Annotated in this window: 23 protein-coding genes and 1 pseudogene; all 24 read left to right on the forward strand. The window is 38.0% G+C overall.

Annotated features, from left to right (window positions below):
• Positions 1-6 precede the first annotated feature (6 nt).
• A pseudogene (locus tag QAP06_RS02115) lies at positions 7-2,555 on the forward strand (TrlF family AAA-like ATPase).
• A 1-nt stretch (position 2,556) separates the two neighbouring features.
• Positions 2,557-3,477, forward strand: coding sequence for a methionyl-tRNA formyltransferase (gene fmt, locus QAP06_RS02120; RefSeq protein WP_286466176.1), 921 nt, complete (start codon positions 2,557-2,559; stop codon positions 3,475-3,477).
• Positions 3,474-4,112: a biotin--[acetyl-CoA-carboxylase] ligase gene (locus QAP06_RS02125; RefSeq protein WP_286466177.1), complete on the forward strand. Its 639-nt coding sequence runs from the start codon at positions 3,474-3,476 to the stop codon at positions 4,110-4,112. Before fmt ends, QAP06_RS02125 begins: the two co-directional genes overlap by 4 nt.
• A 5-nt stretch (positions 4,113-4,117) precedes the next feature.
• Positions 4,118-4,909, forward strand: coding sequence for a chromosome partitioning ATPase Soj (gene soj, locus QAP06_RS02130; RefSeq protein WP_041200827.1), 792 nt, complete (start codon positions 4,118-4,120; stop codon positions 4,907-4,909).
• 2 nt (positions 4,910-4,911) lie between these two features.
• A complete protein-coding gene (locus QAP06_RS02135; RefSeq protein ID WP_127925185.1) occupies positions 4,912-5,784 on the forward strand; it encodes a ParB/RepB/Spo0J family partition protein in 873 nt (290 codons plus the stop codon).
• Between the two features lie 110 nt (positions 5,785-5,894).
• Entirely contained in the window at positions 5,895-6,329 is a 435-nt protein-coding gene (locus QAP06_RS02140; protein WP_286466181.1) for a FoF1 ATP synthase subunit B', read from the forward strand.
• Positions 6,330-6,332: 3 nt separating this feature from the next.
• Positions 6,333-6,848, forward strand: a complete 516-nt coding sequence (locus QAP06_RS02145; RefSeq protein ID WP_079334635.1) for a F0F1 ATP synthase subunit B — start codon at positions 6,333-6,335, stop codon at positions 6,846-6,848.
• Positions 6,849-7,391: a F0F1 ATP synthase subunit delta gene (locus tag QAP06_RS02150; protein WP_286466186.1), complete on the forward strand. Its 543-nt coding sequence runs from the start codon at positions 6,849-6,851 to the stop codon at positions 7,389-7,391.
• Between the two features lie 22 nt (positions 7,392-7,413).
• Complete coding sequence (gene atpA, locus QAP06_RS02155) at positions 7,414-8,925, forward strand: F0F1 ATP synthase subunit alpha (RefSeq protein ID WP_286466187.1); 1,512 nt, start codon at positions 7,414-7,416, stop codon at positions 8,923-8,925.
• A 14-nt stretch (positions 8,926-8,939) separates the two neighbouring features.
• Positions 8,940-9,845: an ATP synthase F1 subunit gamma gene (gene atpG, locus QAP06_RS02160; RefSeq protein ID WP_100976511.1), complete on the forward strand. Its 906-nt coding sequence runs from the start codon at positions 8,940-8,942 to the stop codon at positions 9,843-9,845.
• 28 nt (positions 9,846-9,873) lie between these two features.
• Positions 9,874-11,274, forward strand: a complete 1,401-nt coding sequence (atpD, locus tag QAP06_RS02165) for a F0F1 ATP synthase subunit beta (RefSeq protein ID WP_001878455.1) — start codon at positions 9,874-9,876, stop codon at positions 11,272-11,274.
• Between the two features lie 10 nt (positions 11,275-11,284).
• Positions 11,285-11,656 carry an ATP synthase F1 subunit epsilon gene (atpC, locus tag QAP06_RS02170; protein ID WP_001196332.1) on the forward strand — a complete coding sequence of 124 codons (372 nt, stop codon included), beginning with the start codon at positions 11,285-11,287 and terminating at the stop codon, positions 11,654-11,656.
• 10 nt (positions 11,657-11,666) lie between these two features.
• Entirely contained in the window at positions 11,667-12,236 is a 570-nt protein-coding gene (locus QAP06_RS02175) for a MotA/TolQ/ExbB proton channel family protein (RefSeq protein WP_000887321.1), read from the forward strand.
• Between the two features lie 51 nt (positions 12,237-12,287).
• Positions 12,288-12,689 (forward strand): ExbD/TolR family protein, encoded by a 402-nt coding sequence (locus tag QAP06_RS02180; RefSeq protein WP_001105106.1) that lies wholly within the window; start codon positions 12,288-12,290, stop codon positions 12,687-12,689.
• A gap of 18 nt (positions 12,690-12,707) precedes the next feature.
• Positions 12,708-13,529 (forward strand): energy transducer TonB, encoded by an 822-nt coding sequence (locus QAP06_RS02185; RefSeq protein ID WP_101021446.1) that lies wholly within the window; start codon positions 12,708-12,710, stop codon positions 13,527-13,529.
• Positions 13,526-14,779 (forward strand): Tol-Pal system protein TolB, encoded by a 1,254-nt coding sequence (gene tolB, locus QAP06_RS02190; RefSeq protein ID WP_286466192.1) that lies wholly within the window; start codon positions 13,526-13,528, stop codon positions 14,777-14,779. The genes QAP06_RS02185 and tolB overlap by 4 nt, the downstream gene beginning before the upstream one ends.
• A gap of 66 nt (positions 14,780-14,845) precedes the next feature.
• Positions 14,846-15,385, forward strand: a complete 540-nt coding sequence (locus QAP06_RS02195; RefSeq protein WP_286466194.1) for an outer membrane protein Omp18 — start codon at positions 14,846-14,848, stop codon at positions 15,383-15,385.
• Positions 15,386-15,392: 7 nt separating this feature from the next.
• Entirely contained in the window at positions 15,393-16,388 is a 996-nt protein-coding gene (locus tag QAP06_RS02200; protein ID WP_286466196.1) for a hypothetical protein, read from the forward strand.
• Complete coding sequence (locus QAP06_RS02205; RefSeq protein ID WP_001179294.1) at positions 16,375-16,932, forward strand: FKBP-type peptidyl-prolyl cis-trans isomerase; 558 nt, start codon at positions 16,375-16,377, stop codon at positions 16,930-16,932. Before QAP06_RS02200 ends, QAP06_RS02205 begins: the two co-directional genes overlap by 14 nt.
• Before the next feature lie 31 nt (positions 16,933-16,963).
• Positions 16,964-17,170: a hypothetical protein gene (locus tag QAP06_RS02210; RefSeq protein WP_001014529.1), complete on the forward strand. Its 207-nt coding sequence runs from the start codon at positions 16,964-16,966 to the stop codon at positions 17,168-17,170.
• Between the two features lie 63 nt (positions 17,171-17,233).
• Complete coding sequence (locus QAP06_RS02215) at positions 17,234-17,437, forward strand: flagellar biosynthesis anti-sigma factor FlgM (RefSeq protein ID WP_164854299.1); 204 nt, start codon at positions 17,234-17,236, stop codon at positions 17,435-17,437.
• A 133-nt stretch (positions 17,438-17,570) separates the two neighbouring features.
• A complete protein-coding gene (locus QAP06_RS02220) occupies positions 17,571-18,530 on the forward strand; it encodes a DNA cytosine methyltransferase (RefSeq protein ID WP_286466199.1) in 960 nt (319 codons plus the stop codon).
• A gap of 124 nt (positions 18,531-18,654) precedes the next feature.
• Positions 18,655-19,089: a hypothetical protein gene (locus QAP06_RS02225; RefSeq protein WP_128011488.1), complete on the forward strand. Its 435-nt coding sequence runs from the start codon at positions 18,655-18,657 to the stop codon at positions 19,087-19,089.
• A 1-nt stretch (position 19,090) separates the two neighbouring features.
• The gene (flgK, locus tag QAP06_RS02230; protein WP_286466202.1) at positions 19,091-20,911 is read left to right on the forward strand and encodes a flagellar hook-associated protein FlgK; all 1,821 of its coding nucleotides are present in this window, start codon (positions 19,091-19,093) and stop codon (positions 20,909-20,911) included.
• The last annotated feature ends 71 nt before the right edge of the window (positions 20,912-20,982 follow it).

Here is a 20,982-nt window from a genome sequence, read left to right on the forward strand (position 1 = left end):
TGGGATTTGCATGCGCATACGCCATACACAAATTTAAATAAAGCATATAGATGTTCTGAAGAGGAGTTTATACAAAAACTATGCGATAGTCAAATTGATTGCATTGGATTAACGAACTATTTTAAGTTTAATGAGAAAGAATTTGATTTAAAAGAGAAAATAGAAAAGAGGGGCATTAAGGTTTTTATAATTTAGAAGTCAGGTTGGATTATCAAAATAATAAAGATCAGTGTTTGGATTTCCACATTATTTTTTCAGATAGGGTTTCAAGTGATGGCATCAAAAAGTTTTTATCAAATATGAAAGCCAATGCTTATGGGACTGATAAAACGTTTGACGATTTAGAAAAAGATGATTTTGATAAAGCGGTAGTTAATTTTGATCGATTGTTGGAGTGTTTAGAGGAAGAAGCTTTAAACTTGAGAGGCAAGTATTTACTAGGGTTTTTATCAAGGGGGCATGGTAATTCTTGCAGCAGCAGTAATTATGAAAAAATAGTTAAGAAAGCACATTTTTTAATCCACTCATCAAATAACCAAGAAAATCTTAAAAAGGATAGAGAATTTTGGCTTGAATATAACAAACCTCTTTTACAGAGTAGCGATGCCCACAAAGAGGGTTCAATAGGGGAAAAATACACTTGGATAAAGGCGGAAAAAACCTTTGAGGGGTTAAAACAAATTATTTATGAGCCAGAAACAAGAGTGAGCATTGGTGAAGAGAAGCCTCGAGATCCTTTGTGTAAGATAGATTGTGTGAGGTTGCACTTTGATGGAGAGGAAAAAATCACCAATGAAAAAGGCGATATTCCTTTTTGTTATGCAGGATTTAATGAAACACTATCTTTTAGTCCGAACTTTACTTGTGTGATAGGGGGTAGAGGGAGCGGTAAAAGCACTTTGTTGCAATTGATAGCCTCAGCAATTAAAAATAAAAGTTTTGTGAAAGGCTTAAACCATGAAACTATTCAAAAATGTATAGAGATACAGCCAGACATAGACCTAGTGGATAGCGTAGAGTATTTAGCTCAAAATGAGGTAGAAGAATTTGCAACTAATGTTTCAAAATTCACAGAGGCTATTTTTAACAGAATAGATAGCAAATCAAGTGGAAACCTTAAGGAGTTAGAAAAGCAAATTACAGAAAACATTAAAAAATTTGATGATCAAATCGCATATTGGCAAGAAAAGAGCAAACTGGAAGAGCAACTAAAAAATAGGGAAAAAGAAAGAAAGAAATACCAAAATATTATTGACACCTTTACAGACGAAGACTATTTGGACAAAAAAAACGACTTGCAAGCAAAACACAAAACGCTAATTGACTTAAAACAATCCAAAGAGGGGTTTTTGACTTTTATTAAAGAATTAAAACGGGTTGTGAATTTTGAATCAAAAGAAAACATGGAAGAAAAGAATAGCTATGATAAGGTCTATAACCAGCTCAAACAAGATATTTGCAAGAAACTTGAAGAGATAGATGCAGATATAGAAAACGGGCATTTCAAAAGCGATGAAGAGAATATAGAAAAGCTAGAATCAGAACACCAGATATTACTCCAAGAGATTGGGGAATTTCTTAAAGAAAAAGGCGTGAGCGATGAAAGTATAGGAGATGTTAGAAACGCTAATTACCATTTGGCAAACATAAAAATGAATATTAATGATTTAAAGCATAAAATAGAAGAGACTGCTAACAAAATAGAGGGTTTTTCTTATGAAGACATTGATAGAAATATTGAAGAATTTAAAGATCAAATCAATGAGGAATTAAGTAAAATCAATTCGGCTCTTGAAGAAATTTCAAAAAATCACAAAGAAGTGAGACCAATTACCATAGAATATCGTTTGAATGAATATATTTTTGAAGAGGTTTTTGAGGATTTTGATAAGTTGGTGGATAAGGGTTTTAATACCCAAAGACACCAATCAAAAATCAAGGAATATTTAAAAGAAATTGAATTAAAAAATGTTACAGGTATGCAACACGCAGAATTTATAGAAAAGCTTGATAGCCGAATTGAAAATAAAAAAGCGGCATTTTATGAAACCATGAAGGATATATTTGATAGAGAAATTCATTTTCAAATCTATCGGATTCTCATTCTCAAACATTTAAGGAATGTTAAAAAATATAAAATTTTTAAAGTCCGTTATGACAAAAGAGCTTTAAACGAAACTTCCTTTGGGCAAAAATGCACGGCTGTATTGGTTGTCCTTTTATTTTTAGGGAATAACCCCATCATCATTGATGAGCCAGAAGCACACTTGGATAGCGCTTTAATCGCTAATTATTTAGTCGCTTTAATTAAAAAGCAGAAACAAAAAAGACAAATTATTTTTGCCACCCATAACGCTAATTTTGTTTTGAACGCTGATGCAGAGCTAATTATTCAGTTAAAAAATGAGAATAATAAGATAGTTGCACAGTCTTTTATGATTGAGAGCGATGCATATAAAGAGGATTTATTAAAATTAGAGGGAGGCGAAAAAGCTTTTAAGGATCGTGAAAGAAAGTATGGCATTACAAAAGATAAAACTAAAAACAAGGAATAACATGCGCATCGTATTTATGGGAACGCCGGGGTTTGCTGAAGTGATCTTAAGGGCGTTGGTTGGAGATAAGGATAACAATAATATAGAAGTGGTGGGGCTATTCACGCAGATGGATAAACCTTTTGGGCGTAAAAAGGAATTGAAAGTCCCAGAGACTAAAACATACATTCTAGAAAATCATTTAAATATCCCCATTTTCCAGCCACAAAGTTTGAAAGAGCCTGAAGTCCAAATTTTAAAAGATCTAAAGCCTGATTTTATCGTGGTGGTGGCTTATGGTAAGATTTTGCCTAAAGAGGTTTTAACCATCGCTCCTTGCATCAATTTGCATGCGTCGTTATTGCCTAAATACAGGGGGGCTTCGCCCATTCATGAGATGATACTCAATGACGATAGGATTTATGGCATAAGCACCATGCTTATGGATGTGGAGTTGGATAGCGGGGATATTTTAGAGAGCGCTTCTTTTTTGAGGGAGGAATACTTGGATTTAGACGCTTTAAGTTTAAAATTAGCGCATATGGGGGCGACTCTACTTTTTTCAACGCTCAAAAATTTCTCTTCCATCACAAGAAAGCCTCAAGATCACGCACAGGCTACTTTTTGTAAAAAAATCACCAAAGCCGATGGTTTAGTGGGTTTTAAAGACGCTAAAAGCTTGTTTTTAAAATCGCTTGCGTTTAAGAGTTGGCCAGAAATCTTTTTAGAAAACAGCCTTAAACTTTTAGAAGTGGAGTTAGTGGAGAATGAAAAGAGCCACAAGGAAGGCGAGATTTTAGAAATTGATGAAAAAGGCGTTCTTGTGGGCTGTTTGAAAGGGAGTGTGCGTATAGCAAGGTTGCAAGCGGTGGGTAAAAAGCCTTTGAAAGCGAAGGATTATTTGAACGGCAAGCGTTTAAAAGTGGGCGGTATTCTAACATGAACAAATGTGAAAAAAGAGTTTTTGATAGCCTGCCTTCCACGCAAACCTATCTTTTAGAAAAGCTTAAAAACGATGGACTCAAAGCCCCCATTTTGATCTTGGCTAAAAACCAAAGCGCCGGGATAGGCAGTAGGGGGAATATTTGGGAGGGTGTGAAAAGTGCTTTGACTTTTTCGCTCGCTTTAAACGCAAGCGATTTGCCTAACGATTTGCCCATGCAAGCGAACGCTTTGTATTTAGGGTTTTTATTCAAAGAAGTTTTAAAAGAGCTAGGCTCTCAAACCTGGCTGAAATGGCCTAACGACTTGTATTTAGGGGATCAAAAAATAGGGGGCGTGCTGGTTAATGTTTATAAAGACATGCGGGTGTGCGGCATTGGCGTGAATAGGGTTTCAAAGAAGTGGGCATGTTTAGATATTGGCGTAAGCGATGATTTGATTATAGAGGGCTTTTTAAAAAAAATAGAAGAAAATCTTTTTTGGGGGGAAGTTTTAAGTAAGTATGCGTTAGAATTTCATAGAAGCAACTCTTTTAGCTTCCATAATGATTGGGGCGAAGCGATGAGTTTGAAAGATGCGGAATTGTTAGAAGACGGCCGCATTTGCATTAAAGGTAAGATTTATGACAGGATGTGAGTATGATGAGTGAAATCATTGCAGTGGCTAATCAAAAAGGGGGTGTGGGCAAAACGACAACAGCGGTTAATTTATCGGCTTCTTTAGCGGTGCATGAAAAAAAAATCTTGTTGATTGATTTTGACCCTCAAGCCAACGCCACTTCAAGCTTGGGTTTTAGGCGCGATAAAATTGATTATGATATTTATCATGTGCTGATTGGCCGTAAGCAAATTTCTCAAGTGATCTTAAAAACCCAAATGCCTTTTTTGGATCTAGTGCCTTCTAATTTGGGTTTAGCCGGGTTTGAAAAAACCTTTTATGATAGCCAAGATGAGAATAAACGAGGCGAACTCATGCTTAAAAACGCCTTAGAGAGCGTGGTGGGGCTTTATGATTATATTATCATTGATTCCCCACCAGCTCTTGGGCCTCTCACGATCAATTCGCTTTCAGCAGCCCATTCGGTGATCATTCCTATCCAATGCGAATTTTTTGCCCTTGAGGGCACTAAATTATTGCTTAACACCATTAGAATGCTGCAAAAAAGCACGAACCCTAAGCTCAAAATCAGAGGTTTTTTACCCACAATGCATGTCCCTCAACTCAATTTGACCAAAGGGGTTTTAGCGGAATTGTTTAAGTATTTTGACTCAGAGTTTTTTAGAGATTCAACTACAGGAGAGTATATTATGATCCCTAAAAGCGTGAAATTAGCGGAATCGCCTAGTTTTGGTAAGCCTATCTTGCTCTATGATATTAAATCTAATGGCAGTATCGCTTATCAAAAATTAGCTCAAAGCATTCTTCAGGGGTAGTGATGGCAAAAAATAAAGTGTTGGGTAGGGGTTTAGCGGATATTTTCCCTGAAATCAATGAAGTGTATGAGCAGGGTCTATATGAAAGAGCGAATCGGGTTGTGGAGCTTGGTATTGATGAGGTGATGCCTAATCCTTACCAGCCCAGAAAGGTCTTTAGCGAAGATTCTTTAGAAGAATTAGCGCAATCCATTAAAGAACATGGTTTGTTGCAACCGGTTTTAGTGGTGAGTGAGAACGGGCGTTACCATTTGATCGCTGGTGAAAGGCGCTTAAGAGCGAGCAAATTGGCTAAAATGCCTACGATTAAAGCGATTGTTGTGGATATTGAGCAAGAAAAAATGCGTGAAGTCGCCTTGATTGAAAATATCCAGCGCGAAGATTTAAACCCTTTAGAGTTGGCTAGATCTTATAAAGAATTGCTTGAAAGCTATCAAATGACCCAAGAAGAGCTGTCTAAAATCGTTAAAAAATCCAGAGCCCATGTGGCTAATATCATGCGTTTATTGACGCTCTCTTCTAAGGTTCAAAACGCTCTTTTAGAAGAAAAAATCACTTCAGGGCATGCAAAAGTTTTGGTGGGTTTAGATGAAGAAAAACAAGAATTGATCTTAAATTCCATTATAGGGCAGAAACTCAGCGTGCGCCAAACAGAAGATTTAACGCGTGATTTTAAAATAAACGCAAATTTTGACAATAAAAAACATGGTTTCAAAGAAACCCAAACGCTCATCGCTGAAGATGAATTAGAGCGCTTTAATCAAAGTTTGTGGGATCGTTACAAGCTTAAAGCGGCTTTAAAAGGGAATAAAATCATTTTACGATGTTATGAAAATTCTCTTTTAGAGGCTTTTATGAAAAAAATGATGTCTTAATGCTTAGATATTCTCAAACTTTAAGCGATTTTTTGTTAAGATAGAGTTAATGTTTTTATAACAAATGCGAGTTTCAAATATTTTATAGGATTTTAGGAAAGAAATAGGTCATGAATATATCGGTTAACCCCTATTTAATGGCGGTCGTTTTTGTGGTGTTTGTGTTATTGTTGTGGGCGATGAATGTTTGGGTGTATAGACCTTTGTTGGCTTTTATGGATAACAGACAGGCAGAGATAAGGGATAGCTTGGCTAAAATCAAAACGGATAATGCCCAAAGCGTGGAGATTGGTCATCAAATTGAGACTCTTCTTAAGGAAGCGGCTGAAAAGCGTAGGGAAATGATAGCAGAAGCGATTCAAAAAGCCACAGAGTCCTATGACGCTGTGATCAAGCAAAAAGAGAACGAACTCAATCAAGAGTTTGAAGCGTTTGCAAAGCAATTACAAAATGAAAAGCAAGTCTTAAAAGAGCAGTTGCAAGTGCAAATGCCGGTATTTGAGGACGAGTTAAACAAGCGTGTGGCTATGGGTTTAGGGAGTTGATGGATGTTTGTAGTTAAAATGGTGTTAGGGTTTTTGATCCTTTTAAGCCCTTTGTGCGCTACTGGATTGGATATTTCACAAACAGATATTATAGAGCGTTCTTTAAATTTCCTCTTATTTGCGGGGATTTTGTGGTATTTTCTGGCTAAAAAACTGCGTTCATTTTTACGCTCCAAAAGCCTTGAAATCTCCAAACGATTAGAAGAGATTCAAGCCCAACTCAAAGTGAGTAAAGAAAATAAGAAAAAACTCTTAAAAGAATTAGAGCAAGCCAAAGAAAAAGCAGAATTGATTATTTCTGATGCGAATAAAGAAGCTTACACGATCACGCAAAAATACGAATTGCAAACCAAAATGGATGTGGAAAATTTGATCAAAAATTCTAAGGTGTTGATGGATTTAGAAGTTAAAAAGATCAAAAGAGAGCTGGTTGAAAGCGTTTTTAAAGATCTAAGAGAGAGCAAAAAAGTCTCTTTCAATGCGCAAGATTGCGTGAATATTTTGAAACAAAGGCTTTAAATGCAAGATTTAAAAGTGATCTCCAAGCATTATGCTAAGGCGTTGAAAAACCACACTAAAGGCGATTTAGCGTTATTAGAAGAAAATGTTGTGGGGCTTAAAAATGTGGCAGAAGCCATAAGACGGCACAAACTCAACCAGGTGCTAGCCCATGTTTCTTTAAAAGTTAAAAAAGAGATTGTATTTGAAATCTTAGAAAAAATAACTTCTACAAAAGCATGTTCAGTGTTAAAGCCTGTAATGGAAGTGGTGTTAAAAAATAACAGGCTTGATGTGTTGGAATTGATCACTGAAGAGCTGTCTTTTGATTCTAAAAAGACTTTAGAAGCCACGCTTTTAGTCCCAGAAAAGCTTGAAAATAATGAACTAGAATCTGTGCAGCAAAAATTGCAAGCTCGTTTTAACGCTCCTGTAGAAATCACTCAAGACACTTGGTCTAAAAAAGGGGTTTCTTTGAGCGTTTCAAGCCTGGATTTAGAAATAGGCTTTTCTAAAGAATATATTTTAAAGAAAATAGAAAAACAGGTTATTCAATCTATTTAATCAATCTAAGGAGATAAAGATAATGTCCCAACTAAAATTGGAAGAAATCAGCTCGGTTATTGAAGAAAAAATCAAGAATTTTGAACTTGATTGCGATATGGCTGAAGTAGGAAAAGTCGTTTCATACGCTGATGGTGTGGCTAAGGTTTATGGCTTAAATGGTGTGATGTCGTATGAAGTGCTGGAGTTTGAAACAGGGGATAAAGGCGTTGCGGCTAACTTAGAAGAAGATAGCGTTGGCGTGATTGTGTTTGGTTTTGGCAACAATATTAAAGAGGGGACTGGCGTTAAACGCACGAAGAATTTGATGAAAGTTCCTGTTGGCGATGCGGTTGTGGGGCGTGTGTTGAACGCTTTGGGTGAGCCTATTGATGGCAAGGGTGAGGTAGAAACGAATGAATTTAGTCTCATCGAGCAAAAAGCCCCAGGCATTATGGACAGAAAATCCGTGCATGAGCCTTTACAAACAGGCATTAAAGCCATTGATGCGTTGGTGCCTATTGGGCGTGGGCAAAGGGAATTGATCATTGGGGATAAACAAACCGGTAAAACCACCGTAGCGATCGATGCGATCATTAACCAAAAAGGGCAAAATGTGATCTGTATCTATGTGGCTATTGGGCAAAAAGAATCCACTGTCGCGCAAGTGGTCCGCAAATTAGAAGAATACGGAGCGATGGAATACAGCGTTGTGATTAACGCTTCGGCTTCAGATTCAGCTGCAATGCAATATTTAGCCCCTTATTCAGGTGTGGCTATGGGGGAATACTTTAGAGATCATGCCCGCCATGCCCTAATCATTTATGATGATTTGAGTAAGCATGCTGTCGCTTACAGAGAAATTTCTTTGATTTTGAGAAGACCCCCAGGTAGGGAGGCTTTTCCTGGAGATGTGTTTTATATCCACTCACGGCTTTTAGAAAGAGCGGCTAAACTTTGCGATGAAAAGGGTGCGGGTTCTTTGACCGCGCTCCCTATTGTGGAAACTCAAGCGGGCGATGTTTCAGCCTATATCCCTACGAATATCATTTCTATTACAGACGGGCAAATTTTCTTAGAAACGGATTTGTTTTATTCAGGGATCCGCCCGGCTATCAATGTGGGCTTGTCGGTTTCAAGGGTTGGAGGGGCCGCTCAAATCAAAGCGACCAAGCAGGTTTCAGGGACTTTACGCTTAGATTTAGCGCAATACAGAGAGTTGCAAGCCTTCACGCAATTCGCTTCTGATTTAGATGAAGCGAGTAAAAAGCAATTAGAAAGGGGGCAACGCATGGTGGAAGTGCTGAAACAAGCCCCTTATTCGCCCTTGCCTATTGAAAAGCAAGTGGTCATTATTTATGCTGGGGCTAAGGGCTTTTTAGACAGCGTGAGCGTAAAAAAAGTCGTGGATTTTGAAGAGCAACTGCACCCTTTCTTGGAAGCAAAATACCCCCAAGTTTTAGAAGAAATCCACACTAAAAAAGCGCTAGATAAGGATTTGGAAGCCATGCTAAGAAAAGTCTTAGAGGAATTTAAGCTCACTTATAGCGAGTAGGAGACGGCTAGAATATGGCGAATTTAAGAGACATTAGAAAGAAAATTGGAAGCGTTAAAAACACGCAAAAAATCACGCATGCGATGAAACTCGTTTCCACTTCCAAGCTAAGAAAAGCTGAAGAAGTTGCAAGAAATTCCAGAGCGTATGCACTGAAACTAGACGCTGTGTTTGATGATGTGCTATCCAAGATGAAAAATCAAGGGATTGAAGACATTCAAAGCAAGTATTTTAGGGAACTAGAAAGACTTGAAATCAAAAAAGTGGATATTATTTTTATCACAGCCGATAAGGGGCTTTGTGGGGGTTTTAACACCAATACCATTAAAAAAGTTTTAGCATGCACGAATGAATACAAAGAAAAAGACATTAAAGTGCGTTTGCGCGGTATTGGTAAAAAGGGTAATGAGTATTTTAGCTTTAACGGGATAGAGGTTTTAGACAAGATCAATAATTTGAGTTCTATGCCTAATTATGAACGCGCGCAGGAATTCATGAAAAAAGTGGTAGAGGATTATTTGAGCGGGAAAACCGATAAGGTCATCATCATTCATAATGGCTTTAAAAACATGATCACTCAAGAAATAAGAGTCAAAACAATTTTGCCTATTGGGTATAAAATCATCCACCAAAACCCCCAGCCTAATGAGGTGCAAGAGACTATTACTAGTGAGCCAAGCGGGAGTGAAGATGAAATTTTAGACTCTTTGGCAGAAAAATATGTGGAGTATAGTTTATACTATGCTTTGATTGATTCTTTAGCCGCAGAGCATAGCGCTAGAATGCAGGCTATGGATACAGCGACAAATAACGCTAAAGATTTGGTTAAAACTTTAACTATTTCTTATAATAAAGCCAGACAAGAGGCGATTACGACCGAGCTAGTAGAAATCAATGCAGGCGTAGAAGCCCTAAAATAAAAATTACATTTAAGGAGCGATGAAAGCGATGGAAGGTAAAATCATTCAGGTTTTAGGCCCGGTGGTAGATGTGGAGTTTGAGTCCTATCTACCGGCGATTTTTGAAGCGTTAGATATTAATTTTGAAGTCAATGGTGTTCAAAAATCTTTAGTTTTAGAGGTGGCAGCCCATTTGGGCGGTAATCGGGTGCGAGCGATTGCTATGGATATGACAGAAGGCTTAGTGCGTAACCAAGCCGTCAAAGCTCGCGGCAAAATGATTGAAGTGCCTGTGGGTGAAGAAGTGTTAGGGCGCATTTTTAATGTTGTGGGCGAGAGTATTGACAATTTAGAGCCTCTTAAGCCGTCCTTAACTTGGCCCATTCACAGAAAAGCCCCTAGTTTTGAGCAGCAAAGCACTAAAACAGAAATGTTTGAAACCGGTATCAAAGTCATTGACTTGCTCGCGCCTTATTCTAAGGGCGGTAAAGTAGGCTTGTTTGGTGGGGCTGGCGTAGGGAAAACGGTGATCATTATGGAGCTTATCCATAATGTGGCTTATAAGCATAATGGGTATTCGGTGTTTGCAGGTGTGGGGGAGCGCACCAGAGAGGGGAATGATCTGTATTTTGAGATGAAAGAAGGGGGCGTTTTAGACAAAGTTGCGCTGTGCTATGGGCAAATGAATGAGCCACCAGGCGCGAGAAACCGCATCGCATTCACCGGCTTGACGATGGCGGAGTATTTTCGTGATGAAAAGGGCTTAGATGTGTTGATGTTTATTGACAACATCTTTAGATACGCTCAAAGCGGTGCGGAAATGAGCGCTCTATTAGGCCGTATCCCTTCAGCCGTGGGGTATCAGCCCACGCTAGCCGGGGAAATGGGGAAACTTCAAGAGCGTATCGCTTCCACTAAAAATGGCTCTATCACTTCGGTTCAAGCGGTGTATGTGCCAGCAGACGACTTGACTGACCCAGCCCCTGCTTCAGTGTTTGCGCATTTGGATGCGACTACGGTATTGAATAGAAAGATCGCTGAAAAAGGGATTTATCCGGCTGTGGATCCTTTGGATTCCACTTCAAGGATTTTAAGCCCTCAAATGATCGGCGAGAAGCATTATGAAATTGCAACAGGTATTCAGCAGGTTTTGCAAAAATACAAGGATTTGCAAGATATTATTGCGATTTTGGGCTTAGACGAATTGAGCGAAGAAGATAAAAAGATTGTTGAGAGGGCCAGAAAAATTGAGAAGTTTTTATCCCAGCCGTTTTTTGTGGCTGAAGTGTTTACAGGAAGTCCCGGTAAATATGTAACCCTTCAAGAGACTCTAGAGGGCTTTGGAGGGATTTTAGAGGGTAAATACGATCATATTCCTGAAAATGCGTTTTACATGGTGGGCAGCATTCAAGAGGTTTTAGAAAAAGCTAAAAACATGAAAAATTCCTAAGGGTTTTGCCATGGCTTTGTTGAAAATTAGTGTGGTAGTTCCTGAGGGGGAAGTTTATACAGGAGAGGTTAAAAGCGTTGTGTTGCCAGGAGTTGAAGGGGAATTTGGGGTGCTTTATGGGCATAGCAACATGATCACCTTGCTTCAAGCGGGAGTGGTTGAGATTGAAACCGAAAACCAAAAAGAGCACATTGCGATCAATTGGGGCTATGCAGAAGTCACTAATGAACGCGTGGATATTTTAGCCGATGGGGCGGTCTTTATTAAAAAAGGATCAGACGACAGAGATGATGCTATCTCTAGGGCTAAAAAGCTTTTAGAGGACGCAAGCTCTGACAGGTTAGCGGTCTCTAGCGTGCTGGCTAAGATTGAGTCTCTTTAAGGGGATAATCATGTTAGATTCAATCGTTTATTTTTTCAATAAGAGCGGGTTTGTTACCACGCTTGTTTTAGTTTGGATTTCGCTTTATTTGGTGATGACTTTATGGGTCTTTTTGTATAAAAGCATTGTGTTAAAGATTGAACTCAAGCGCGAGATGCAATCTTTGTCTAACATTCTTAATGGAGTGCAAGACGCTCCAGAGCATTTTATGTTTAATAAAAAAAGAAATGATGAGACCAAAAGGTATTCTAATGAATTGTTGCAGGCTTGGAAACATCAAGTTCTTAAGCAAAGCACGACGGGTTTAGTGGTGTTGAGCATCATCTCTTCTACAGCCCCTTTTATTGGTTTGTTTGGGACGGTGGTTGAGATTTTAGAAGCGTTTAACAATTTGGGTGCATTAGGTCAAGCTTCTTTTGGGGTGATCGCACCCATTATTTCTAAGGCTCTTATCGCCACCGCTGCAGGGATTTTAGCGGCCATTCCAGCCTATTCTTTTTACTTGATTTTAAAACGCAAGGTGTATGATTTATCGGTTTATGTGCAGATGCAAGTGGATATTTTGTCTTCTAAAAAATAAAGCTTTAAGGGGATTTTATAAATATCTTAAATAGGGAGTTAGAAGGTTTTTATGAATTATGATAACTATTGGGATGAAGACAAGCCAGAACTCAATATCACGCCTTTAGTGGATGTGATGCTTGTTTTATTGGCTATTCTTATGGTAACTACGCCCACTCTCACTTATAAAGAAGAGATTGCTTTGCCTTCTGGTTCAAAAACTGCTAGAGCCACTCAAGATAAAATGATAGAGATTCGCATGGATAAAGACGCAAAAATCTATATAGATAGTCAAACCTATGAATACAACTCCTTCCCGGATACTTTTAACTTGCTTTCTAAGAAATACGATAAAGATACTAGGGTTAGTATCCGTGCGGACAAACGATTGACTTATGACAAAGTGATTTATTTGTTAAAAACGATTAAAGAAGCGGGTTTTTTAAAAGTTTCTTTAATCACAAGTCCTTAAAAAGCAAGGCTAATTTGCATGAGTAAGAGCGCGATCTTTGTTGTTTCTGGCTTTTTAGCGTTCTTGCTCTATGCTTTGTTATTATATGGTTTGTTGCTAGAAAGGCATAATAAAGAAGCGGAGAAAATCCTTTTGGATTTGGGCAAAAAAAACGAACAAGTCATTGATTTGAATTTAGAAGATGTGCCAAGCGATGAAAAAAAAGATGAAAAAGCTGAAAAAGTAGAAGAGAAAAAAGATGAAAAAGCAGTTGAAAAAAATATAACTGATAAGGAGAGCGATTTTGTTGATCCTAAAGAACAAGAAGAAAGCCTTGAAAATATTTTTTCTTCACTCAATGATTTTCAAGAAAAGACAGACACAAACGCTCAAAAAGATGAGCAAAAAAATGAGCAAGAAGAAGAGCAAAGGCGTTTAAAAGAGCAGCAACGCTTAAGAAAAAACCAAAAAAATCAAGAGATATTGAAAGGTTTGCAACAGAATTTGGATCAATTCGCGCAAAAACTAGAAAGCGTTAAAAACAAGACTTTAGATTTGCAAATTCCTAAACAAGATGGGGTTGATGAAAAAGCCTATCAAGAGTGGTATGCTCAAATCTATCAGATTTTATATAAAGGTTGGAAAGGGGTTTTTTACCACAAGGCTTCAGTGAGCGCGCTGATTATGATCACTAAAGATGGAGAGTTTGATTATACCATTCTTAGCTACTCCGATTTTAAGGATTATAACAAGAGTGTGATGACCCTTTTAAATGATTTAAAGAAAGTGGATTTTCCCCCATATCCTGGAGGAAACATGATTTCTATTCAAGTTAATTTCACCACTAAGGAAGAACAATGAGGTATTTATGGCTTTTTTTAATACACACTATAGGGCTTTTTGCAACAGATAAAACACTAGATATTATTAAAACCATTCAAAAACTTCCTAAGATTGAAGTGCGCTACTCTATAGATAACGATGCCAATTACGCTTTAAAATTGCATGAAGTCTTAGCGAATGATTTAAAGACTAGCCAGCATTTTGATGTTTCTCAAAACAAGGATCAAGGCGCAATCAATTACGCAGAACTCAAGGATAAAAAAGTCCATCTTGTAGCGCTGGTGAGCGTGGTTTTAGAAAACGGCAATAAAATTTCACGATTAAAACTTTATGATGTGGATACAGAAACGCTCAAAAAGACTTTTGACTACCCCATTTTAAGTTCCGATTTATACCCTTTTGCAGCGCACAACATGGCCATTGTGGTGAATGATTATTTAAAAGCCCCTTCTATCGCTTGGATGAAGCGCCTTATTGTTTTTTCTAAATACATTGGACCAGGAATCACAAGCATCGCCTTAGCCGATTATACGATGCGCTATCAAAAAGAAATCATCAAAAACAACCGACTCAATATATTCCCTAAATGGGCGAACGCTGATCAAACGGAGTTTTATTACACGCAATATGGCGAAAGAACGCCCATGATTTTAAAATACAACATTCAAAAAGCCACTCATGAGAATATCGCTAGCTCTCAAGGAATGGCTGTGGTTTCTAGCGTGAGTGCTGATGGCTCTAAAATTTTAATGTCTTTAGCCCCTGAAGGCCAGCCGGATGTGTATTTGTATGACACGCATAAAAAAACTAAAACCAAAATAACGCGCTATCCTGGGATAGATGTCTCAGGAGTGTTTTTAGAAGATGACAAGTCTATGGCTTTTGTTTCGGATAGATCCGGTTATCCTAACATCTATATGAAGAAATTGGGGTTAAAAGAGAGCGCGGAGCAACTCCTTTATGAAGGGAGAAGCAATGAATCCATTGACGCTTATAAAGACAGTATTGTGTATGTGAGCAGGGAAAATCTTAATGAATTTGGCAAAACGGTGTTCAATTTGAATCTGATCACTCTAAACAGCAAATATATCCGCAGGCTTACTGTGAATGGCTCTAACCAAATGCCTCGTTTTTCTATGGATGGGAGAAATATCATGTATATCAAAAAGACACCTCAAGAATACGCCATGGGGCTTATTTTACTAGACTATAATCAGAGTTTTTTATTCCCTTTAAAGAATGTGAAGATACAAGCCTTTGATTGGTAAGGTTAGATTAAGCGAATGTGAGTTAATATTTACACTTATTAAAATTTTATTCTTGGAGAATTTATAATGAAGAGATCTTCTGTATTTAGTTTCTTGGTAGCTTTTTTATTGGTAGCTGGCTGTAGTCATAAAATGGATAATAAGACTGTGGCTGGCGATGTGAGCGCTAAAACGGTTCAGACTGCACCTGTTACTACAGAACCAGCTCCAGAGAAAGAAGAGCCTAAACAAGAGCCAGCTCCAGTGGTTGAAGAAAAGCCGGCTGTTGAGAGCGGGACTATCATCGCTTCTATTTATTTTGATTTTGACAAGTATGAAATCAAAGAATCCGATCAAGAGACTTTAGATGAGATCGTGCAAAAAGCTAAAGAAAACCACATGCAAGTGCTTTTGGAAGGCAATACCGATGAATTTGGCTCTAGCGAATACAACCAAGCGCTTGGCGTTAAAAGGACTTTGAGCGTGAAAAACGCTTTAGTCATTAAAGGGGTAGAAAAAGATATGATCAAAACCATCAGTTTTGGTGAAACCAAACCCAAATGCACCCAAAAAACTAAAGAATGCTACAGAGAAAACAGAAGAGTGGATGTCAAATTAGTGAAGTAATTCTAGGATGAAAAGGCTTTTTTTTATCCCTTTTGTCGCTCCTTTTTTTCTCAATGGGGAGCCTTCAGCGTTTGATTTACAAAGCGGAGCTACTAAAAAAGAACTCAAGCAGTTGCAAGTCAATAGTAAGAATTTTTCTAATATTTTGACCAAAATCCATTCGCAAGTAGAGGTCAACACTCAAGCTCAAGAGGGTCTAAGGAGCGTTTATGAAGGGCAGGCCAATAAGATTAAAGATCTCAATAACGCTATCCTTTCCCAAGAAGAATCCTTGCGAGCCTTAAAAGCTTCGCAAGAAGTGCAGGCTAACACGCTTAAGCAGCAATCGCAAACTTTAGAGGATTTGAGGAATGAGATTCGTGCTAACCAGCAAGCTATCCAGCAGTTAGACAAGCAAAATAAAGAGATGAGTGAATTATTGACCAAGTTGAGCCAGGATTTGGTTTCACAAATCGCCCTAATCCAAAAAGCTCTCAAAGAACAAGAGGAAAAAGCTGAAAAGCCGCTCAAATCAAGCGCTCCGGCTAATAAAACCCCCCCTTTGAAAGCCGAATCCCCAAAAAATCAAGAGAAAAAAACCCAAGAAAAGGCAAAAGTTGAGTTTGATAAAGATTTGTCTAAGCAAAAAGAGATTTTTCAAGAAGCTCTGTCTTTTTTTAAAAATAAATCCTATGCAGAAGCCAAAGAGCGTTTGTTGTGGTTAGAAGCCAATAGTTACCGACTTTATTATGTGCGTTATGTGCTTGGAGAAGTGGCTTATGGAGAAAAGAGGTATAGAGAAGCGATCAAGTATTACAAAGAGAGCGCTCTTTTAAATAAAAAAGCGTCTTACATGCCTGTGCTTTTGTGGCATACGGCATGGTCGTTTAAAAAAATCAAAGACGATCAAAACTATTATAAATTTTTAAACACTTTGCAACACTTGTATCCTTCAAGCGAACAAGCTAAAATGGTGCAAAAAATCTTAGAAAACAAGGAGAAACACTACCATGCAAAACCATGATTTAGAATCAATCAAACAAGCCGCTTTGATTGAATATGAAGTGAGAGAACAAGGCTCTAGCGAAGTGCTAGACAGCAATATTTCTAAAGAGCCTTTAGAGTTTATTATAGGCGCTAATCAGATCATAGCAGGGTTAGAAAAGGCGGTATTAAAGGCTCAAATTGGCGAGTGGGAAGAGGTTGTTATCGCCCCAGAAGAAGCTTATGGGGTTTATGAAAGCAGCTATTTGCAAGAAGTCCCTAGAGATCAATTTGAAGGCATTGAATTAGAAAAAGGCATGAGCGTTTTTGGGCAAACTGAAGACAACCAAACCATTCAAGCCACTATCAAAGACTTTAGCAACACGCATGTGATGGTGGATTATAACCACCCGTTAGCCGGGAAAACTTTAGCGTTTCGTTTCAAGGTTTTAGGTTTTAGGGAAGTGAGCGAAGAAGAAATTTTAGCTTCACACCATGGCGGTGGGACAGGTTGCTGTGGCGGTCATGGGGGTCATGGCGGGAAGAAAGGTGGGGGTTGTGGTTGCTCATGCTCGCATGGGTAGTAGGGTATAGGAGTATTTAAAAGGCAAGGTCATGAATGGTTCTAATCTCAAAAATTGGCTATTCCCTACCATTTGCTTTTTTTTGTTTTGTTATATTTTAATTTTTTTGATGTTTTTCATGTTTAAAAGTTTGCAATCGCAATCTTTTGGCTCTGTGGCAGAAACCGGAAAAAAACCCATCACCACCACCAAGAAATTTGGTAAGGAATTGCAAAAACAGATTTCAAAAATCCATTAACTTTTTTTCTTTTTTGCCGATACCTGCTGTAATGAATTGAATATTAAATTAAAGGATTTTACGATGATCAATGCCGTTTCTTCTCTTGCTCCGGTGCAGTCTTTGGGGAATTACAAGCGTGTGGAAAAGAATGAAAAAGTTGAAAATAGCGAGGCCACTCTTGATAGGGTAGCTGAAATCAAGAAAGCTATTGAAAATAACCAGTATAAAATCAACTTGCATGAGACTTCTCATAAAATGGCACAGGATTTATTGGGGATAAGCTAGGGGGTTTAGGGGCTTCATTTCTAGGGGGTTTATTCTTGCTGTCGTTTTGTTTTTCATTAAATTTTAGTTCTTTATGTTTTGAGTTTTTTGCTCTCTTAAATAGGGCGTGTTTTTTTGTGTTAGGAATGATTGATTGGGAATTTTAACTTTTATGGATTTTTGTTCTGGTATTGGTGGAGGCCGTTTGGGCTTGGAGCAATGCCATTTAAAATGCGTAGGGCATGCCGAAATCAATCATGAAGCCCTTAGGACCTATGAATTATTTTTTAAAGATACCCATAATTTTGGGGATTTGATGCGAATCAACCCTAATGATTTACCCGATTTTGATGCACTCATTAGCGGGTTTCCTTGTCAAGCTTTTTCTATCAATGGCAAAAGGAAAGGGCTTGAAGATGAAAGAGGGACGATTATTTACGGGCTTATTCGCATTTTAAAAGTTAAACAGCCTGAATGTTTCTTGCTTGAAAACGTTAAGGGCTTAATCAACCATAAGCAGCAAGAAACTTTTAAAACCATTATCAAAGCTTTGCAAGAAGCGGGCTATACAACTTATTATCAAATTTTAAACAGCGCTGATTTCCAATTAGCCCAAAACAGAGAACGCCTTTATATTGTAGGGTTTAGGAAGGATTTGAAACATCATTTTGTCTTTCCTTTAGGTCTGGTCAATGATTATCATTTTGAAGATTTTTTAGACGCAGATAATGAGTGTTATTTGGATATTAATAACGATGCATTTCAAAGATACTTGCACAACCAATACAACCATAACCGGGTTTCTTTAGAGAATCTCTTAACTTCAGAAAACGCCGTTTTAGACACAAGACAATCTGATTTAAGGTTGTATTCTAATGTTTTTCCTACTTTAAGGACTTCTCGGCATGGCTTGTTTTATACCCAAAAAGGCAAAATCAAAAAATTAAACGCTATTGAAAGCTTGCTTTTACAAGGATTTCCTAGGGATTTGATCGCTAAGATTAAAGATAATCCTAACTTTAAAGAAAGCCATTTGCTATCCCAAGCAGGGAATGCGATGAGCGTGAATGTGATTGCCGCAATCGCTAAACAAATGTTAAAGGCGATTCAATAAGGGAGCTTTAAGGGGAGTGATTTCAAAATATCTCCTATCCCCTTAAGAAATTGGGTTTTATCATAAAATAAAATGGCATAGTATTTGCTTGAATACGGCTGAAACAAGAGCTAAAGGATTTGTTATGGTCGTTTTACATTCTCATTTAGAAAACGCGCTCAACCAATTGAAAGAATTGATTGATTTAACGGAGCGCGATATAAGAGACATCAAGCTCGCTAAACACACCGAAATTTTTGAAAGAAACCACCAAAAACAGCTAGCGATTCAAGCTTTTGAAAAAGAAAAAGCAAATATAGATGTGCAAATGCTGTCTTTAAAAAACCAATTCCCTGATAAAGAAATGAGTGAATTATTAGACGAAAAAACGAGCGATTTTTTAAACCAAATGCGAGAGTCCTTGTTTGTTTTGAAAGAAAAAAACCTAATTTATTCGCGCATGGCGTTTGCGGTCTCTGAGTTTTATTCTTCGCTCATCCAACAAATCATTCCCCATGACACTTGCGACTATAAGGGCTCTAGGCATGTGGGGAGCCATTTTTTAAGAGTGCAGGCGTAAAATGGGCGGGATTTTATCTTCACTCAACACTTCTTACACGGGCCTACAAGCCCATCAGAGCATGGTGGATGTTACGGGGAATAATATTTCTAACGCTAGCGATGAATTTTATAGCCGTCAGCGCGTGATTGCAAAGCCTCAAGCGGCTTACATGTATGGCACTAAAAATGTGAATATGGGCGTGGATGTAGAAGCCATTGAAAGGGTGCATGATGAGTTTGTTTTTTCTCGTTACACGAAGGCTAATTACGAAAATACTTATTACGATACAGAGTTTTCGCATTTAAAAGAAGCGAGCGCGTATTTTCCGGACATTGATGAAGCGAGCCTTTTTACGGATTTGCAAGATTATTTTAACTCATGGAAAGAATTGTCTAAAAACGCCAAAGACTCCGCTCAAAAACAGGCCCTTGCGCAAAAAACAGAAGCTTTAACGCACAACATTAAAGACACCAGAGAAAGATTAACGACCTTACAGCATAAGGCGAGTGAAGAATTAAAAAGCGTGATTAAAGAAGTCAATAGCTTGGGTTCTCAAATCGCTGAGATCAATAAACGCATTAAAGAAGTGGAAAATAACAAAAGCTTAAAGCATGCGAATGAATTAAGGGATAAGCGAGATGAGTTGGAATTCCATTTGCGAGAGCTTTTAGGGGGGAATGTTTTTAAAAGCAGTATCAAGACTAGCTCGCTCACCGATAAAGACTCAGCGGATTTTGATGAGAGCTATAACCTTAATATCGGGCATGGGTTCAATATCATTGATGGCTCTATTTTCCATCCTTTAGTGGTTAAAGAATCTCAAAATAAAGGAGGTTTGAACCAGGTTTATTTTCAAAGCGATGATTTTAAGGTTACTAATATTACTGACAAGCTCAATCAGGGAAAAGTGGGGGCGTTATTGGATGTGTATAATGACGGCTCTAATGGGACTTCAAAGGGCAAATTGCAAGATTATATTGATTTGTTGGATTCTTTTGCTAGGGGCTTGATAGAATCCACTAATGCGATTTACGCTCAAAGCGCGAGTCATCATATTGAGGGCGAGCCGGTGGAGTTTAATAGCGATGAAGCCTTTAGAGACACTAATTACAATATCAAAAACGGCTCGTTTGACTTGATCGCTTACAACACCGATGGTAAAGAAATCGCCAGAAAAACCATTGCTATCACGCCCATTACAACCATGAACGATATTATCCAAGCCATTAACGCTAACACTGATGACAATCAAGATAATAACACCGAAAACGATTTTGATGATTATTTTACGGCGAGCTTTAACAATGAGACTAAAAAGTTTGTTATCCAGCCTAAAAACGCTTCGCAAGGGTTATTTGTCTCCATGAAAGATAACGGCACGAATTTTATGGGAGCGTTAAAGCTTAACCCTTTTTTTCAAGGCGATGACGCTTCTAATATCAGCTTGAATAAAGAATACAAAAAAGAGCCTACCACTATCCGCCCATGGCTTGCCCCCATTAACGGGAATTTTGATGTGGCGAACATGATGCAGCAATTGCAATACGATAGCGTGGATTTTTATAACGACAAGTTTGACATTAAACCAATGAAAATCAGCGAGTTTTATCAATTTTTAACCGGTAAAATCAATACGGACGCTGAAAAATCAGGGCGTATCTTGGACACTAAAAAGAGCATGTTAGAGACCATTAAAAAAGAGCAACTCTCTATTTCGCAAGTGAGCGTGGATGAAGAAATGGTGAATTTGATCAAGTTTCAAAGCGGCTATGCGGCTAACGCTAAAGTCATTACCGCTATTGATCGGATGATAGACACTTTATTGGGGATTAAACAATAATTTTTCTACCCATAGCGTTTTGATCAAATAAGCCTTATTTAACTTATTTTTAAGCTTTATTTATTTTAAAA

Origin of the sequence: Helicobacter pylori (assembly GCF_030323545.1) — a bacterium.
In the GTDB taxonomy this organism is placed as follows: Bacteria; Campylobacterota; Campylobacteria; order Campylobacterales; family Helicobacteraceae; genus Helicobacter; species Helicobacter pylori_CO.

Bases quoted from the DNA above. Each gene is read 5' to 3' on its own strand.
- QAP06_RS02205 (WP_001179294.1), top strand. From the start codon at position 16,375: ATGCAAAACCATGATTTAGAATCAATCAAACAAGCCGCTTTGATTGAA.
- QAP06_RS02150 (WP_286466186.1), top strand. From the start codon at position 6,849: ATGCAAGATTTAAAAGTGATCTCCAAGCATTATGCTAAGGCGTTGAAA.
- atpG (WP_100976511.1), top strand. From the start codon at position 8,940: ATGGCGAATTTAAGAGACATTAGAAAGAAAATTGGAAGCGTTAAAAAC.
- QAP06_RS02145 (WP_079334635.1), top strand. From the start codon at position 6,333: ATGTTTGTAGTTAAAATGGTGTTAGGGTTTTTGATCCTTTTAAGCCCT.
- QAP06_RS02185 (WP_101021446.1), top strand. From the start codon at position 12,708: ATGAGTAAGAGCGCGATCTTTGTTGTTTCTGGCTTTTTAGCGTTCTTG.
- QAP06_RS02215 (WP_164854299.1), top strand. From the start codon at position 17,234: ATGATCAATGCCGTTTCTTCTCTTGCTCCGGTGCAGTCTTTGGGGAAT.
- QAP06_RS02140 (WP_286466181.1), top strand. From the start codon at position 5,895: ATGAATATATCGGTTAACCCCTATTTAATGGCGGTCGTTTTTGTGGTG.
- QAP06_RS02210 (WP_001014529.1), top strand. From the start codon at position 16,964: ATGAATGGTTCTAATCTCAAAAATTGGCTATTCCCTACCATTTGCTTT.
- QAP06_RS02180 (WP_001105106.1), top strand. From the start codon at position 12,288: ATGAATTATGATAACTATTGGGATGAAGACAAGCCAGAACTCAATATC.
- QAP06_RS02195 (WP_286466194.1), top strand. From the start codon at position 14,846: ATGAAGAGATCTTCTGTATTTAGTTTCTTGGTAGCTTTTTTATTGGTA.
- fmt (WP_286466176.1), top strand. From the start codon at position 2,557: ATGCGCATCGTATTTATGGGAACGCCGGGGTTTGCTGAAGTGATCTTA.
- QAP06_RS02225 (WP_128011488.1), top strand. From the start codon at position 18,655: ATGGTCGTTTTACATTCTCATTTAGAAAACGCGCTCAACCAATTGAAA.
- QAP06_RS02200 (WP_286466196.1), top strand. From the start codon at position 15,393: ATGAAAAGGCTTTTTTTTATCCCTTTTGTCGCTCCTTTTTTTCTCAAT.
- atpA (WP_286466187.1), top strand. From the start codon at position 7,414: ATGTCCCAACTAAAATTGGAAGAAATCAGCTCGGTTATTGAAGAAAAA.
- atpC (WP_001196332.1), top strand. From the start codon at position 11,285: ATGGCTTTGTTGAAAATTAGTGTGGTAGTTCCTGAGGGGGAAGTTTAT.
- QAP06_RS02175 (WP_000887321.1), top strand. From the start codon at position 11,667: ATGTTAGATTCAATCGTTTATTTTTTCAATAAGAGCGGGTTTGTTACC.
- QAP06_RS02135 (WP_127925185.1), top strand. From the start codon at position 4,912: ATGGCAAAAAATAAAGTGTTGGGTAGGGGTTTAGCGGATATTTTCCCT.
- tolB (WP_286466192.1), top strand. From the start codon at position 13,526: ATGAGGTATTTATGGCTTTTTTTAATACACACTATAGGGCTTTTTGCA.
- soj (WP_041200827.1), top strand. From the start codon at position 4,118: ATGAGTGAAATCATTGCAGTGGCTAATCAAAAAGGGGGTGTGGGCAAA.
- atpD (WP_001878455.1), top strand. From the start codon at position 9,874: ATGGAAGGTAAAATCATTCAGGTTTTAGGCCCGGTGGTAGATGTGGAG.
- flgK (WP_286466202.1), top strand. From the start codon at position 19,091: ATGGGCGGGATTTTATCTTCACTCAACACTTCTTACACGGGCCTACAA.
- QAP06_RS02125 (WP_286466177.1), top strand. From the start codon at position 3,474: ATGAACAAATGTGAAAAAAGAGTTTTTGATAGCCTGCCTTCCACGCAA.